The following is a 16,130-nucleotide window of genomic DNA, read 5'->3' on the forward strand; positions in this document are numbered from 1 at the left end:
TATCCACGACCTTTCAAGGAACATCCTAAGTCGTAATGAATAAAGAAGAGGCTTATATGCTCATGAAAATTGGCATTGAGTATATAAGCCTCTTCTTAAATAAATGCATCAAAATAACCAAACCACGACGAGAACCGATTTATCGCTTAGAATAAGACTCGTATTTGAGATTGTTCGGGCGGTTTTCCCGAATAAGCTCAAATCGAGTCCACAGCGTTCCAATCCCATATAGCGCCTCGCCCCGGAACCAGCAATGAACGTACCCCCAAACAACTACCTCCCACCCCAAATAGCCAAACAAAAAAAGCACAACCTCAAAAAAGAGAGGTTGTGCTGTAAAACCATAAACACTACTCAGACCGCAAAGCAGTAGCTGCATCCTTCTTAGCAGCCATACGGGCAGGAATATGCCCACCGATCACAGTAAGAACAGTACTAATAATAATCAAAATCAAAGCATGTACCGGATTCAACTGAGCCACATTAGACAAATCAGTCATACCCTTCAAAATAGCGTTGATAGGGAACGTAGCTAGCCAAGCGATAATAACACCTAGCAATCCAGAACCGACACCAAGAATAACCGTCTCAGCATCGAATACTCGAGTAATATCTTTCTTCCGAGCACCGAGAGCCTTCAAAATACCGATTTCCTTAGTTCTTTCAAGAACTGAAGTGTAAGTAATAATAGCGATCATGATCATACTTGTAACTAATGAAATACCAGCAAAGGCCACTAGTACGTAAGTAATCGCACTCATCAAGCCACCGGTCAAGTTCGAAACTTGTCCAGCCAGGTCGGTGTAGATGACCTTATCGGCACTCTTCTTACCTTTGTTGTACTTGTCTAAGTACTTCAATACCTTATCTTTGTTATCGAAAGTATTAGGATAAATCAAAATACTTGCAGGGGTAGTTGAACCACCTAATGCACTAACTAGAGAAGTCTTAGTATCAGAGTCAACTGAAGCACCAGTCAACACATTTGAATCACTCGACTTTTGAGCTTTCACGATATCAGAATTCTTATTAGTTTGGATAATATCCTTTGTCAATTGGTCGCTATAAGCGATACCAGATGAGAGGATGTTTTCTGATGATTTTGACTTAACGCGCAAAATACCAGAAATACGAAGCGTCTTGTTATTGGCATTGTTATACAAATTACTCAAGTTTGAAGTTGGTGAGTAAGTACCACCATCATTCTTTTGGTAATAATCATTGTTAGAAACAACTTTGAACTGCGTACCAACGATCTTGTTGTAGTTCAACTTTTGACCGTCTTTCACTTTCATACCAATATTCTTCAAAGCATTGATATTCGTCGAATTATCGCGATCAACGATCAAAACAACATCATTGGCGCTCTTAGGCATTGAACCAGAAAGGACCTTAAAATGCTTTTTCAAAAAGCTTGTTCCGTTGTTCGATGTTGATGGATAAACAGAGACGCCGACACCAGTTGATGATGCCATAGCCGTGGACATGCCACTAGTAGCATCTTCAGAACTAGCGTTTGAGAACTGAGCAGTCTTGACTTTACCATTTTGTTTAGTCAATAAATTCATACCAGTTGTATAAGTGTAAGTAATGTTCTTACTTAAATCAGAATCAAGATCAGCAACGTAGTTCAAATAGTTCTTAGTCAATTTATTCTTGTGTGTTAACTTCTCTTGTTGACTAAGTTCAGCCTCAACTTTGTTCGACTTGGAAGTTTTCTTTTCCGTCGTCGTGGTAGCTGTCGTCTTTGAAGCCGTTTGCGAGATCGTGACTGGGAATTGCGCTAAGGTGTTACTTTGGGTCTTGTCGATCTGCTTTTGGAAACCAGACGAAAGCGCCAAAACGATAGCAATACTGATGATACCGATACTGGAAGCAAAAGCTGTCAAAAATGTTCGAGCCTTCTTAGTCTTCAAGTTAGTGAATGACAATTTCAAAGCTGTCCAGAAAGTCATCTTCGTTTTCTTGAGCTCGAAATTGTCTTCTGAAGTATCTTCTTGGTAAGGATTTGAGTCATCTAAAATCTTACCATCAGCGAAATTGATGATCCGGTCAGCATATTCTTTTGCCAAAGTTGGGTTGTGCGTAACCATGATAACTAGACGTTCACTAGAAAGTTCCTTGATCAATTTCATGATCTCTTCACTAGTTTCCGTATCTAAGGCACCAGTTGGCTCATCACAAAGCAAGATCTCAGGATCGTTAGCGATAGCACGGGCAATGGCTACACGCTGCATTTGACCACCAGATAGTTGGTTAGGCTTCTTGTTGATATGTGGACCTAAACCAACTCGCTCCAAAGCATCGATCGCTTTTTGTTTCTTTTCAGCGTTAGGCACGCCACTAAGCGTCATCCCGAGTTCAACGTTGTTGAGAATACTTAAATGTCCAATGATGTTATAACTTTGGAAAATGAATCCGACGGAATTGTTCCGATAGGCATCCCAATCAGAAGCACTGAAATCTTTGGTCGATTTCCCATTGATGATCAAGTCACCGGAGTCATAGATATCTAAGCCACCGATACCGTTAAGCATCGTTGTTTTACCGGAACCACTAGGACCAAGGATAGCCACGAATTCTTGTTTCCGGAATGAGACAGAGACGTCATCTAATGCTTTAGTAACTGAATCGCCGACATAGTAATACTTTTTAATATGTTTTAATTCAAGTATTTATTCAATTCCTTTGCTTTTTATTTTATATCGTTACAATTATTATGTTACATTACCATTATTGCAACACTATGTACAAATAATAAAGATTATGAAAGAACAGTTCAACCACCAAATTACGACATTGTGTTTTTAAATAAACAAATCTAACAAATGTGTTGAACTAATGGATGAAAAAATGGTAGGAATCAGAAATAATCGTCGTGCAAAATATACCCAACAAATTATCAAAGATGCTGTTTTATCGCTCCTTGAAAAAAAGCCAGTTGAAGCTATCACGGTCACCGAAGTCTGCGAACTAGCAGATATCAATCGGACGACTTTTTATCGCTATTACAAGGACATTCCCGACTGTGAAGAAAAAATCGAGACGGAATTCATTAACTCATTGAATATCCCTCATGAGTTTACACCTTTTCAATCCTTTGAAACGCTATTAAATTCATTTTACGAAAATCCTAAGCTCTCCAATTTAGTATTTGTTGAGGGAAAAACCCGCCTGTTGGAAAAGATGGGACAAGTTATGGCGCCAAGTCTCGATCAACCAACTAATTTTAGTTCCTATCAAGCTATTTACATCATGGCGGGTGTTCAAAGCGTACTCAAAAGTTGGGTCAAACAGGGGATGATCGAGCAGCCCCGTGAATTGACGCATATCGTTGAACGCTTGCTATTCGCTGAAGATATGCAGTCCTTAAAGAAAAGTACCGACTATGAAAACTATCAACAATTAACAAAAAAAGAGAGCGGAAGAGAACGGTAAGCTGCTGAGGATTTATTCACAAAATCGATAAAGGTTGATCTGATAATAATAGGAACAAATTTCAAAAAAATGGCATACTAAAATTAATTTTGTCGACTTCGATCTGATAATTAGACTCAGAAAACCATCGAAAAATTCGTAGTAATCATACAATTTATTTAATAATAAATCCTTAAAAATATGATTTTAATTAATATTGTTTTTTGGTATGAGAGCATTTTCCTTGGTATACACCATGAACTCTAGCTGTTATTCTTTGGTCAATAAATGGTGCAAGGGGGAGCATTAAATATGAAAACCGTTGGCAATTTGATGACTATTTTGTTCACGATTTTTTTACCAGTGATTGCAATATTATCTTTAGGTGTCCCAATGATGATCAAGCTGATTTTTGTAGCAGCTTTTACGATTGGCTTTTACCAATTGATCAAAAATTACGTCTTAGCCAAATTTTTATCGTGGAATGGCTATAGTTATTGGTATGTTAAACGACTTTTAACAGTTAAAGAATATCGATTGGTGGTACGATCCTTGAGTGATTATGACCACTTACGATTGCAAGCAATATTATCAACGACTGAATATGCGAAAATTTTACGTTTGATCCCTGAAGATGAACGTCAAGCAATTATGGAATTGCATAAGAGGACTTTTCATCCACATGGGTATACTAAACATGCATTTTAATGAAACAAAAAAACCGGTGCTACCGGTTTTTTTGAAAAAATAAACTAATGTTCCTAGCGACACTATCGATACAGCAAGGCTAACTTTTTGAATCACGGTATAACGGTATCTAACTGTGACAGTCCCAGTATTTTTTAGCGTAATATCAACTAAGCCGTGCGGACTCAATTTTGGCGTGGAACAACTGCCTGGACCGGTTACTTTAGCTTGATATCCTTTGTAGTAAAACAATGGCAATTCAACTGTGACCGGTTTTTTCTTAGTATCAAAGTGGAACTTGACTACTTGAGTATTGATTGTTTTATCAGAAATGTTGATCTTGTTAGGATTGTAGATCAATTCTCTAGGTCCATCGATTTTGACATAATTGTAATTGACGTTGCTAGGTAGATATTCGTGTCCAGCACCGATCAAATAGCTGCTGATGTGATTGTAAGAATTATAAGTATTCAGACGCCAATAAGATTGTTGGATAGTGGCTGTACCTAAACCAAAACTGAGTAAAAAGATGACCGAGATCAGTGCGGTCGTCATGTATTTTTGATCAAATAGCTTCAAACCGTCGTCAGCAATAAAAGTATGCAACTAGTAAAGTGATGATGGAGAAATAACGCCAAGGGAATTGGATCATGGCGAATATGGTATGTCTGAGGTCGAACCAAGGAAAATAATTACTGCAGGCGACAAATAAAAACCAGGCGATGACGGTAAGATCGAGATTGTTTTTTTGTGCTAGGTTAACGAATGTGTAGATGATCAAGCCAAACAGCACCACGGATCCAATATTCACGGTATTAACGTGGAAAGGCTGGTTGTTGGCTGAATTGATGAAGAGCTGGCTGATCGGTAAAGTCTCATTATAAATATGGATCAGGGGATTCGTCGAAAGCGTGAAGTACAGGTCCATCATTTGTTCGATAACTGGGGCATAAACCGCTAGAGAGACACCAACCGTCATTAGAGCAGCTTTGCTGATGGCTTTGATTTTTTCGAGATCGAGAAATTTCTTCAAGTTCAATAAGACAAAAGCAATCGCAAAACAGACTGCCATGAATAAGGAAATCAAATGTGACCAGGCAATTCCACTCATCGCTAGTGCTAAATAAGGCCACTGTTTAGTTTTTCCATTTCTTAAGCGGATCAATTCGGCAAGCAATAGTGGGAAAAACATCATACCCATCAGTTCTCCGAAGTCATCGCGACTGTACAAAACTTGCAATCGATAAGTACCAAGTGTGTAGATGAAGGTGAAGATGAGATTATTTTTAAATGCTAGATTCAGTCGCCGACCAGCCCAATAAGTTAAACAGAAGGTCGCAAAGTTTAGTTCGACCATCGTGAACCAGTAGGTGATCAAGATCGGTACATTGAGTAATCTTAAAATGGCGGAAGGATATAGGAAAATATCCGGGTAAAATAAGCTAGCTGCGTAACCCATCCCACCAGAAAAATAGCCATCTACTTTAGGGAAAAAATTTAAGTGTCGAAATTCGTTAGCTAGGGCTTCGATTCGATTGATGTGGAAGCGATAGTCGCCGGTCGCAAAGGAGTAACCGGGATGGTAGTTGATGAAGACTACTAATAAAATGCTGACAATTAAGAATAAGGAATAGAGGTATTTTTTTTGTGTTAGTTTTTTTGTTGATTTATCCATAATTTGGCCTGACATTTTCTTGTTTTGACGAAATTATATCTTTAATAAAAAAGATAATTTATTCTATTTGAGATAATTATTATTATGGATTGCGGGATTGGGAATGGATTTTTGGTGTGCGTTCAATGCCGACTCCGGGGCCCGGGGATACAGCCGCTGGAACGTGGTGGGCACATTTTGAACCAATCGAGCAAAGTGCGCTCGCTTGTTTCAAAACTGCACCTTTCTCTAGGCTCCTTCGTCACCAAGAGAAATTTCACCACTGAGGGCTGTATCCCCGGGCCCCTCCGTCTAGATAGTATGTATAATCTCCCCCTTGGTTTGAGTTTTACTGACATGTTGTGTTCAAATTGGCACTTTTCTGTGCTTCCTATTTCTCACATGTCTATCTCAGATTTATTCTAAAAATAGCTGTGAATTTTGAGAACGTTGCTATTATATTGGGTTTAATAGCAAATTTCGTTTTTCATTACTATATTTTCTTATAGACAAAAAATCCCTTTATGAATATCAGATGAATTTTTAATGTTTCGTCTGAGAAGTATAAAGGGATTATTTTTGATTATGTTGAACTTGTCTTTTTTGGGTATCTTGATTTGACTAATCAGTCATTTACTTAATATCTTTCTTTCTATCTTACTTACTTATTCCGTACTTTTTACTCGCTTACTTTTTCCAGGGCGTTTTTTACAGCTTCTTTGATTGCTCTGCTGGATGCTGAAGCGCCTGAGATTGAGTCTACGTCGTAGGTGTTTGCTTTTACTATGTTTTCTGGTAGTTGGGCTAGGGCGTCGGAGGCTATGTCGTTGCTTTCGCTTTGTTGTAATATTTCTACATTTTGGATGTTTTTATTGTCGTCTACTGTTACTCTGACGACGATTTCACTACCCATTCCTGAGTTGCTTGTGCCTAGGTATTGATTTTTGCTCGTTGTGAAGTCTGCTTTTGTTGTTGTATCAGAAGTTAAGTCTGCGCTGTTTTGGTTTTCTTCAGGAACATTGTCTGCTAATGGTGTGGCTAATTGACTGGTTGCTTTGGGTACGGCGGCGTTTTCACCGGCAATTTTTCCGAAGATCAAGCATTCGGCTAGGTTCTGACCACCTTGGTATTCGTTTGTGTTGATGCCACCGAATTCTCCGGCACTGTATAGGTGAGGGATCAGGCCACCGAATGGATCTAGTACTTCGGCGTGTGTGTTTCTTCTTGGTCCACCTTGCGTGTTTAAGACGGTATGTGTTAATGGTGCGGCATAGTAAGGGCCATCGCTGAAGGCTGTCATGGTTTCTGGATCGCGTCCGAAGGCGTAGTCTTCACCGTTGTTAGCAAATTGATTAAAGTCTTTGATCGTCTTTGCTAGGGTGTCAGCGACTACGTCAATTTTTTCAGCTAATTCTTTGATGGTGTCAGCTTTGGTCAATATCTTGAAAAAGTCTTTGTATGGCAAGTCAGGGCGACGCTTGATCTTGTCATATTGGGCTTGGTCAAAGATCAAATAGGGATGTACGTTGGTTGCTGGTACACGCCAGTGGCCGTTTTGGAAAATGTGACCGTGACGATTTGATTCGCTTTCGTTGAAATAGCGTGAACCGTCATCACCGACAGAAATGATGCTGCCGGTATAAGTTTCTGGGAAGTTTAGGATCAATTGGGCACGTTGACCTTCAGGGACATCGAAAGCCATTCCGTGTAAGAGTCCTAAGGCTTCGTAGTTTTTCATGTGCCACATATCAGCACCGACTTCTTCAGCCATTTTGATCCCGTCACCTTTATTGTAGATCGAGCCTAGTGGGGCAGCTTTGAAGGCGCCAGTGTAATCTTGCATCATCTGCTTATTGTTCTCGAATCCACCCATAGTCATAACGACACCGTTCTTAGCACGGATGTTTCGAATGACGTGTTCGCGATCGATCTGGACACCAATAATTTCTGAAGTGATCGGATCTTGGACTAAGTGGCGCGCAGGTGACTTATACCAAACGTCGATCTTGTCTGAACGATCGAGGACTTTTTGACGCAAGATTTTCCATAAAGCGGTATCAAAAATACCATCGTGGACCATTAAATAGTTATTAGCTTCCTTACCGCTATATTCTGGATACTCAGCGATCATTGAAGCAAAAATCGAACCATCCGCAAATTTTTCTTTGGCGCTGACGACATCTTTCACGTCTAAATATTTTTTCAAGTAATCGGCCATGTTGACCATGCCATCAACGTATGTGTCGATCATATTTTCATCAAGATCCATTGGTTTTAATAAATTCTTGTAATATTCTTTTTCACCCTCAAAATTATCGCCCGAGTTGATCAATTGGGCGGCATAACGAGTATTTCCACCTTCGTGACCTTCAGGTGCAGAATCGACTAGCAAGACCTTAGCACCAGCATCGGCGGCAAATCTTGCAGCAGTGGCCCCGGCACCACCGAATCCTACAACGACAACGTCATAAGTTGCGTCCCAACGGGCAATATTATGTTGACTAACCATGAAAATTCCTCCTCAAAAATGAAAACATTTACATAATTATTTTAACTCTATGTTTATAAAAAAGTAATTTTTGATAAGTATTTAAATGTTTGCTTTCGAGTATGGTCGAAGGTATAAAGTTGTCTTTGTAAATATGGAAGAAGGTTTTTTAATGACAAAATTAAATGAAACTTACACTTTAAATAATGGGATCAAGATCCCTAAGGTTGCTTTCGGTACTTGGCAAATGCCTGCAGAATCGACTCGTCAGGCTGTTTTGGAAGCTTTAAAAGCAGGCTATCGTCATATCGATACAGCTTTGGCTTATCAAAATGAAAAAGAAGTTGGCCAAGCTGTGCGTGATTCTGGCATCGCTCGTGATGAGATTTACGTTACTTCGAAGCTTCCTGGTGAGACTAAGACTTATGAAGGTGCTAAGAAGGATTTTGAAACTACCTATAATAATTTAGGTTTGGATTATTTGGATCTTTATTTGGTTCATGCTCCATTTCCTTGGGATGAGATGGGTAAGTCTGAAAATATTGAGAAGTATGATAAGGCTAATCAGGAAGTCTGGAAGGCTTTAGAAGAGATCTTGGCTTCTGGTAAGGTTAAGTCGATCGGAGTTTCTAACTTTAATGTGCATGATCTTAAGAGTTTGTTGTCGACGGCTGAGGTTAAGCCTGCGGTTGATCAGATCCAGTATTATGTTGGTTATACTGAGCCTAAGATTTCTCAGTTTGCTTTGGATAATGATATTTTGATCGAAGCTTATTCGCCGCTTGCTACTGGTCGGATGCTTAGCAATCCTACTGTTGAACGGATTGCTGAGAAGTATGGAGCTAGTGTGGCTCAGTTGGCTATTGAGTTTGTTGTTCAGAATGGAGCTTTTACGCATAAGGAACATATTTTGGATAATGCTCGGTTGGATTTTGTTATTTCTGATGAGGATATGGATACTTTGAATGGGATGAAGGATTCGGCTGTGGATATGTATCATCATGGTCGTCAGGAGTAATGATGTAAGAGAGCCATGGCAGACAGAAGCGTTTTACTTTGCTGGAGTTCTGTTAGTTTGTTTGGTTGTTGGGGTGTGGAGGTAGTAGTTTGGTTGGTACGTTGAATGCCGACTCCGGGGCCCGGGGATACAGCCACTGGAACGCTGCCGACGTCGATTTGAGCTTATTCGGGAAGTTCGCCCGAACAATCTCAAATACGAGTCTTCCTCTAAGCTCCTTCGTCGCCAAGAGGAATTTGGCGGCTGAGGGCTGTATCCCCGGGCCCCTCCGTCTAGATAGATACACAATTCCCCCCTTGGTTGAGTTTTACCGATTTAGTTTCTGCAAATTGGCACTGTTTGCTCGTCCTATTTCTCACATGTCTATCTCAGGCTTTATCTATTCTGGTGGGGAGTAGGTGCTTCCTTTTCTTGTTACGATATATTCTCTATCTAGATTACTGACTCTTTTCTCGGTTCGCGGGACTTTGCTCCGCTCATTCTTGTTTCCTGACTTACATTGCTGTTTTGGCTTTTCTTTGCTTTGTTGATTAGATAAGAATTGATATTATTTTTATTCTCTTGCTTTCGCTTCTGGCTCGCGTGTTCGTTTCTCGCACTCTTGCCTTGTTCTGATGTATTTTTTCTTATCACTTTATTTATTTTTGGCTCGCGTGCTTGTTTCTCGCACTCTCGCCTTTTTTGCTGGTGTGCTTATTTTGCACATTGGCATTTTTTATTTTCTTATTTTTTTATGTTTCTTTGGTTATTTGATAGTATTTTTCTGATGATTTAAAATGTGGTTGTATAATTTTTTTCTTGATGCTAATCAAATTTATTGACGTTTTTTGCATTATGCCATGTAATAGATGTGCACCAATATTTTTTTAAAAATTTTGGAATCGAGGCTTTGGTTATGTATTCAGATTTGAATGGAAAGGTTGCTGTTGTTACTGGTGGTTCTAAGGGGATCGGTAACGCTATTGCTAAGCGCTTTGGTAATGAACATATGTCTGTTGTGATTAATTACCATAGTGACGAAGCTGGTGCTCAGAAGGCTGCTGATGCTGTTGAGGCTGAGGGTGGTCGTGCTGTTATTGTTCAAGCTGATATTAGTACTGAAGAGGGTGCCGAAGCACTTTTGAAGGCTGCTGTTGATAATTTTGGTGGCTTAGATGTTTGGGTCAATAATGCTGGGATGGAGATTAAGTCTCCTACTCATGAATCTACTTTGGATGACTGGAAGAAGGTTACGGCGGTTGATCAAACTGGGGTATTTTTAGGTTCGAAGACGGCTTTGAATTATTTTGTTGCTAATCAAAAGAAAGGTAATATTATTAATATGTCTTCTGTACATGAACAGATCCCATGGCCTACTTTTGCTAGTTACGCTGCCGCTAAGGGTAGTGTTAAGTTGTTTACTAAGACTATCGCGATGGAATATGCCGACCGGAATATTCGGGTCAACGGAATTGGACCTGGTGCTATTAATACGCCGATCAATGCGGAAAAATTTGCTGACAAAAAGCAATATGATAAGACAGTTTCGATGGTGCCGATGAATCGGATCGGAACGCCTGAAGAAGTTGCTGCTGGTGCCGCTTGGTTGGCATCTGATGAATCTAGTTATGTTACTGGGATCACACTGTTTATCGATGGTGGAATGACGCTTTATCCTGCATTTAAAGACGGAGAAGGTTAGAAAAAGAGATGCGGCCCGGTCGCTGTTAGCTAGAATATGTTTCACCAAAAAATAAGAATTTAAAATACGATATCTTTTTAAAGACACGAGTTTCAGCTTTTTTGTGATCGATAAGCTATAGAAAAAGACAAGCTCCAGAAAAAATCTGGGACTTGTCTTTTTTTTGCATTTTTCTTATTTTAAACACATTTCATGACTCAAGATGCTGGATTCAGGCGACACCGGATTTTTACCATCATCCACTACAGCGCGAAGGAATTTGTTGATCAAGGGCTCAAAACCACGACTGATTAAGGTGTTTTCCCAATCAGGCCGACTTTTTTGTTCAACTGAACCACTGTGAAAAATCTCAGCTTTACTCAAGTCAGTCACGACTTCACGTTGGTTGCTTCCTTGGACAGTGGCTTGTTCTAAGTTGATGCCACTATGCATATTGGTAATGACGGTAGCACGTGTATTTTTAGTGTCGATGGTCAAATAAAATTGATCCAAATAATTGCCCTTAGTAAGGATCCGCGACTCAGCATTCAAGATCATTTGATCGCCAAGCAGAAACAAAGCCGTATCGACCGAATGGATCGCCAAGTCAAAAATAGCATCCTTAGGAGTTTGGTCGACACTTTCTCGAGTTTTTTCAACAGTGATCGATTTTTTATTAGGAATCTGAGCTAATTCCTGATTGAATGGAGCAAACCGGCGGTTGAAGCCACAAGTAAGCATCAATCCCTTTGACGAAGCCAGCTGATACAAGCGTTTCACATCATCAAGGTCATCAGAAACTGGCTTATCAACATAGACATTGATCCCAGCTTCCAACAGCTGCTCAATAATAGCAGCGTGAGTAGCAGTAGGCGTATGAATAAAAACAGCCAAGGGCTTTTGAGCAATCAATTGATCCAAAGTCTGATGCAAGTGAGAAAAGCCAAATCGATGCTGCAACTTTTCCCCCTTAGCCAAATCACGAGTAGTCAAATGCCATTCAAATTCATCCTGAAGCCCAGCCATAACCGGCAAATAAGCCTTCTGAGCAATATTACCCAAACCAATAATACCAATCTTATCCATAAAACAACCTCGATTTACCAAATAATATAGAAAGCATATCACAGGAAAAGCCCAATAAAATCTTGAAATAAAAAAATATATTTCAAAAACCAAGCCATAAAATAATTCCGCTATGCCCTTGAACCGTTTTTAACAACAAACAAATAAATTGAGATAGACAAGTAGAAAATAGGACGAGCGAAAAGTGCCAATTTGTAGAAAATAAATCGGTAAAACTAAAAAAAGAGGGGGGATATTGATTATCAACCTAGGTGGAGGGGCGGGGGGCTATATGGGTTCAGCTGTGAAATTCCTCTTGGCGACGAAGGAGCTTAGAGGAAGACTCGTATTTGAGATTGTTCGGGTGAACTTCCCGAATAAGCTCAAATCGACGTCCACAGCGTTCCAATCCCATATAGCGCCCCGCCCCGGAACCGGCAATCAGCGCACACCCAAACAACCAAACACTATCCCCTACCAATCCAAAATACAAAATTCTCATAAAAAAAGAACACCCAAAAGGTGTCCAATTTAAAATACTATTTAACAAACTCAGCATGACTGTCAAGAACCCATTCGTTAGTAGATACACGATAATACTTATGTCCTTGATATTCGCGAGTCTGATCCGTAATCCAAAGCGTATCATTAGCAAGTCCACGGTTACCAGCAAAAATCTTCCCGTTATCCTTAAATCCAACCAAAGGAACAATAGAACTAGTAGGATTCTTAGCCTTGATCACACGTTGCTTAGTATCTTCAGAAACGTCAGACTTAAGCTTAATATCATCAGCTTTGATATATTGAGTAGTCGATACTTGATAGAAAAGCTCACCCTTAGCAGTAACTACCTTACCAGTAGTTTTCCAAGCTGAACCAGCAGCTAAGATCTGATTTTCGGGTTTATCTGGATTTGCTTGATGATAAATTTGTGCACCCTTAGGGTTTGTGATCACACCTTGATCATCCATTTTGAAAAAGTCACCATTTAAAGGTGCTTGTGATCCGGCATCAACGCCAGGGCCTTGTGTAGGATTATCGAAACGAGTCAAGTTGTAAGTTTGGATCGTGTTGTTCAATACAGCAGCGTAGTTAGGTGCTGTTGCGTAACGACCTTGTAACCAACGAGTGGCATCACGGTATGAGCTAGTATTTTCTTTCCAAGTACCTTTATAGTAACCATTCAAACCGTATCTTAAAAGAGCACCGTTGTCGTCAAATGATTGCTCGTAACTAGGGTATTTTCTAAAGGCAGCGTTGATCGTGTACCAGCCATAAATAGAACTGTATTCACGAGTTGGCATATAAACTGATTGGCCGTTGTAGCTTCCCTTGATACCAAAAAGGTTATGGTTAGGGTACATTGCCAAAGTTGAGCCACCCCAGCCAGATTCAATGATAGCTTGAGCCATCATAACTGAAGCATAAACATTGTAACGTTGAGCAGATCTTTGAGCCATAGGGCCGGCTAAGTTGATGAAAGCAGATGGAGCCATTCGAGACATCGGAGCAGCATCACTCAATGATTCTGCATCGAACGAATGTGCTACACCTTGATCAGGTTCAGCTTTTTTAGAACCAGCTAAAACATTGTTATCCTTAACATTTCCATTGTTACCGACTAATTCGGCGTCATTATCTTGAATAGGTGAATCTGAATCTTGGTCGTTAGTAGCGACCATGTTTGTATCTGTGGCAGTTGAATCAGTAGTAGATGCTGAAACAACAGTAGGCACCGCAACAGATGCCATCGTATTTAAAATTGCCACACTAGTTAAAAGCAAGCTTTTACGCATATATAAAAATCCTCCAAATTGATGTGCTAGTGTAGAATACAAAAATTTAGAGTCAGCTTCAACAAGATACGATGTATTGTAAAGACTTGTTCATATAACTGTAATTTATTATGGATATTATAATTTTATATTTATAATCAAATATTAAAAAAGCATGTTCTCCGCAATTTTGAAGGAGAGCATGTTTATTATTTTGCTTCTGTCTTAAGATTTTCTTTGTCACGAATATTTGAAGGTTCAAAAGAATCTGGTTCGTGATTTTCCATAATTTCAGCGTAGTGATCAACCTTGTATTTGATCGTTGCCAAATGTTGTTGAAGCTCCTTGATTTCATTGACCGTGCGTTTTTGTTGATTAAGCATGATTTGATAACGTTCAGGGACAGTATTTTCGCCTTCAACGACTAGATCAGTATAATTCTTGATCTGATCAATCGGCATACCCGTACTCCGCAAACAAGTGATCATTTCCAACCATTCAATGTCAGAATCACTGAAAACACGGTTGTTGTTTTTGTCTCTTTGAACAAAAGGCAACAACCCGTGATCATGATAATAACGAACGGTGTAAGTAGTAAGACCAGTTTTATTAGCTACTTGTTGAACTGAATAAGTTGCCAAAAAATCCCTTCTTTCCTGAAGTTATAGTAACTCGAAAGTTGCTTCTATTTTACACTGAATAAAATTAAAAACAAATATTAACATAATAAAAAAAAAGAGAGTTGAAGAAGCTGGTCAGCTAGTGAGGATTTAGGTGGTATCAGTACAAGAGATCTGCGAAGCAGAACTCGCCGATTGTTTCTAAACCGGAGCCCGCTAGCTCACAGAATTCGTTTCAAAAAAAACTATTGGTAAAAACAAACCAATAGTTTTAAAAAATTAATAAGTGTTATCAGTGTAATAAGTAGTATTCAAACCCCGATCATCGTAATCAGTATTATCAGGATCACTGAAAAACTCCTTATTATATTTATTTAATTTAGTCTCAGTATTATTGACGGTCTTTGGTGAAAGCTCCAATGACTTACGTAAAGTATCGGAAGCTTTTTGCAAAGAAGCAGTCGGAGCAACTTGATAAGAACTACCATTGATCCAAGCAGTTTTCTCCTTGATCTGTTTCGATTCAAAATTATTACCAACAGAATGATACTTGATCGGCAATAAATTCATCTCGTTATCAGTCATATCAGTAATAACCTCAGGACCGACCGTCTTGATCAACTTAGGCATCTGCGCTAAATATTTAGGAGATTTCAACTTTTTAACCACAGCCTGGAGAACTTGCTGTTGCCGTAATTGACGACCGTAGTCACCACGAGGATCCTGGTAACGCATCCGAGCATAAGTCAAAGCCTTCTTACCATTCAAATGGTGCTTGCCCTTAGGAATAGTGATTCCGTCATAACTGACTTTCATATTAGAAGTAATATCAACGCCATCAACAAAATCAACCGTCTTCTCCAAGGCCTTCATATTAATAGTAACAGTATAATCGATCGGCACATTCAACAAAGCCGAAACCGAATCCTTAGCCATCTTATTTGAGCCAATAGCATAAGCCGAATTGATCTTCTGAACATTCTTAGGCGAATCGCCAACCATTTCAGCCATAGTATCGCGAGGAACTGAATACATCAAAACTTTCTTAGTCTTAGGATTAACTGAAAGCACCATAATAGTATCAGAATTCCCGTGATCAACCCGCCCATCGGCACCAGTATCAGCACCCAAAAGCAAAACCGAAAAAGGCTTACCATTCTCGATCTTAGAAGAAACACTCTTCTGAGTATTATTGATCGATTTTAGAGCATTAGTATTAGCCTTGTAAAAAGCAAAACCACCAGCAGCAACAAGAGCCACTAAAACTAAAACAATTATAAAAATACGTTTAAAAATTTTCATAAAAAATCTCCACAAAAAAGAACAAGTAAAATTTCATTCAACATTAAAAAACAAATCTAACATAAATAAGTAAATAAATAAATATTTAAAGAGTTAGTCTAAACAAGTAAAAAAACAAAGAAGGGAAACACCACCTAGAAAATGAAATAAATCAAAACTAATAGAATCAGGCAAAAGTGCGAAGAATCAAGCACGCGAGCCAGAAGCGAAGGCAAGCGAAGAAAAAAGATATTTCCTATTATCTAACGAAAATACAAAAAAAGAACCACATCAGCATTGTAAGTCAGGAGACAAACTGAGCGGAGCAAAGTCCCGCGAACAGAGGAAAGAGTAAGTGATCAAAACAGAGAAAATAGAGGAACAAAACAAGGAAGCTCCTACTCCCCACCAGAATAGATAAAGCCTGAGATAGACATGTGAGAAATAGGACGCGCAAACAGTGCC

13 protein-coding genes are annotated in these 16,130 nt (G+C 39.3%); 5 read left to right on the forward strand and 8 right to left on the reverse strand.

Translation table 11 applies throughout. The features are described 5' to 3' along the window. Positions 1 to 350 precede the first annotated feature (350 nt). Positions 351 to 2,675, reverse strand: a complete 2,325-nt coding sequence (locus EKM78_RS10445; protein WP_125772015.1) for an ABC transporter ATP-binding protein/permease — start codon at positions 2,673 to 2,675, stop codon at positions 351 to 353. 166 nt (positions 2,676 to 2,841) lie between these two features. On the opposite strand from EKM78_RS10445, the gene EKM78_RS10450 reads away from it, so the two are divergent. After that, positions 2,842 to 3,438, forward strand: coding sequence for a TetR/AcrR family transcriptional regulator (locus tag EKM78_RS10450; protein WP_211334365.1), 597 nt, complete (start codon positions 2,842 to 2,844; stop codon positions 3,436 to 3,438). A 291-nt stretch (positions 3,439 to 3,729) separates the two neighbouring features. Further along, positions 3,730 to 4,125 (forward strand): hypothetical protein, encoded by a 396-nt coding sequence (locus tag EKM78_RS10455; protein ID WP_125772017.1) that lies wholly within the window; start codon positions 3,730 to 3,732, stop codon positions 4,123 to 4,125. Here the strand turns inward: EKM78_RS10455 and EKM78_RS10460 are convergent. Together EKM78_RS10460 and EKM78_RS10465 are read right to left on the reverse strand one after the other, a co-directional pair. Continuing rightward, positions 4,033 to 4,683 (reverse strand): hypothetical protein, encoded by a 651-nt coding sequence (locus EKM78_RS10460; RefSeq protein ID WP_164507308.1) that lies wholly within the window; start codon positions 4,681 to 4,683, stop codon positions 4,033 to 4,035. The genes EKM78_RS10455 and EKM78_RS10460 overlap by 93 nt on opposite strands. A gap of 7 nt (positions 4,684 to 4,690) precedes the next feature. Beyond that, positions 4,691 to 5,779, reverse strand: coding sequence for a glycosyltransferase family protein (locus tag EKM78_RS10465; protein ID WP_125772021.1), 1,089 nt, complete (start codon positions 5,777 to 5,779; stop codon positions 4,691 to 4,693). An 89-nt stretch (positions 5,780 to 5,868) separates the two neighbouring features. On the opposite strand from EKM78_RS10465, the gene EKM78_RS12800 reads away from it, so the two are divergent. Next, positions 5,869 to 6,045: a hypothetical protein gene (locus tag EKM78_RS12800; protein ID WP_164507309.1), complete on the forward strand. Its 177-nt coding sequence runs from the start codon at positions 5,869 to 5,871 to the stop codon at positions 6,043 to 6,045. A 392-nt stretch (positions 6,046 to 6,437) separates the two neighbouring features. Here the strand turns inward: EKM78_RS12800 and EKM78_RS10470 are convergent, their stop codons facing one another. Continuing rightward, the gene (locus EKM78_RS10470; RefSeq protein WP_125772023.1) at positions 6,438 to 8,267 is read right to left on the reverse strand and encodes an FAD-binding protein; all 1,830 of its coding nucleotides are present in this window, start codon (positions 8,265 to 8,267) and stop codon (positions 6,438 to 6,440) included. A 151-nt stretch (positions 8,268 to 8,418) separates the two neighbouring features. Here EKM78_RS10470 and EKM78_RS10475 point away from each other — a divergent pair, with 151 nt between their 5' ends. Together EKM78_RS10475 and EKM78_RS10480 are read left to right on the forward strand one after the other, a co-directional pair. After that, entirely contained in the window at positions 8,419 to 9,264 is an 846-nt protein-coding gene (locus EKM78_RS10475) for an aldo/keto reductase (protein ID WP_125772025.1), read from the forward strand. An 895-nt stretch (positions 9,265 to 10,159) separates the two neighbouring features. Beyond that, the gene (locus EKM78_RS10480) at positions 10,160 to 10,945 is read left to right on the forward strand and encodes a glucose-1-dehydrogenase (RefSeq protein WP_125772027.1); all 786 of its coding nucleotides are present in this window, start codon (positions 10,160 to 10,162) and stop codon (positions 10,943 to 10,945) included. A 174-nt stretch (positions 10,946 to 11,119) separates the two neighbouring features. On the opposite strand, the gene EKM78_RS10485 is transcribed toward EKM78_RS10480, so the two are convergent. The 4 genes from EKM78_RS10485 to EKM78_RS10500 form a co-directional block, all read right to left on the reverse strand. Further along, positions 11,120 to 12,010, reverse strand: a complete 891-nt coding sequence (locus tag EKM78_RS10485) for a Gfo/Idh/MocA family protein (RefSeq protein WP_125772029.1) — start codon at positions 12,008 to 12,010, stop codon at positions 11,120 to 11,122. A gap of 518 nt (positions 12,011 to 12,528) precedes the next feature. After that, on the reverse strand, positions 12,529 to 13,785 hold the full coding sequence (locus tag EKM78_RS13325; protein ID WP_125772031.1) for a glucosaminidase domain-containing protein: 1,257 nt from the start codon (positions 13,783 to 13,785) through the stop codon (positions 12,529 to 12,531). A gap of 188 nt (positions 13,786 to 13,973) precedes the next feature. Beyond that, complete coding sequence (locus EKM78_RS10495; RefSeq protein WP_125772033.1) at positions 13,974 to 14,405, reverse strand: MerR family transcriptional regulator; 432 nt, start codon at positions 14,403 to 14,405, stop codon at positions 13,974 to 13,976. 258 nt (positions 14,406 to 14,663) lie between these two features. Beyond that, the gene (locus EKM78_RS10500; RefSeq protein WP_125772035.1) at positions 14,664 to 15,686 is read right to left on the reverse strand and encodes an LCP family protein; all 1,023 of its coding nucleotides are present in this window, start codon (positions 15,684 to 15,686) and stop codon (positions 14,664 to 14,666) included. Positions 15,687 to 16,130 lie beyond the last annotated feature (444 nt).

This window comes from Companilactobacillus furfuricola, from assembly GCF_003946325.1.
GTDB lineage: Bacteria > Bacillota > Bacilli > Lactobacillales > Lactobacillaceae > Companilactobacillus > Companilactobacillus furfuricola.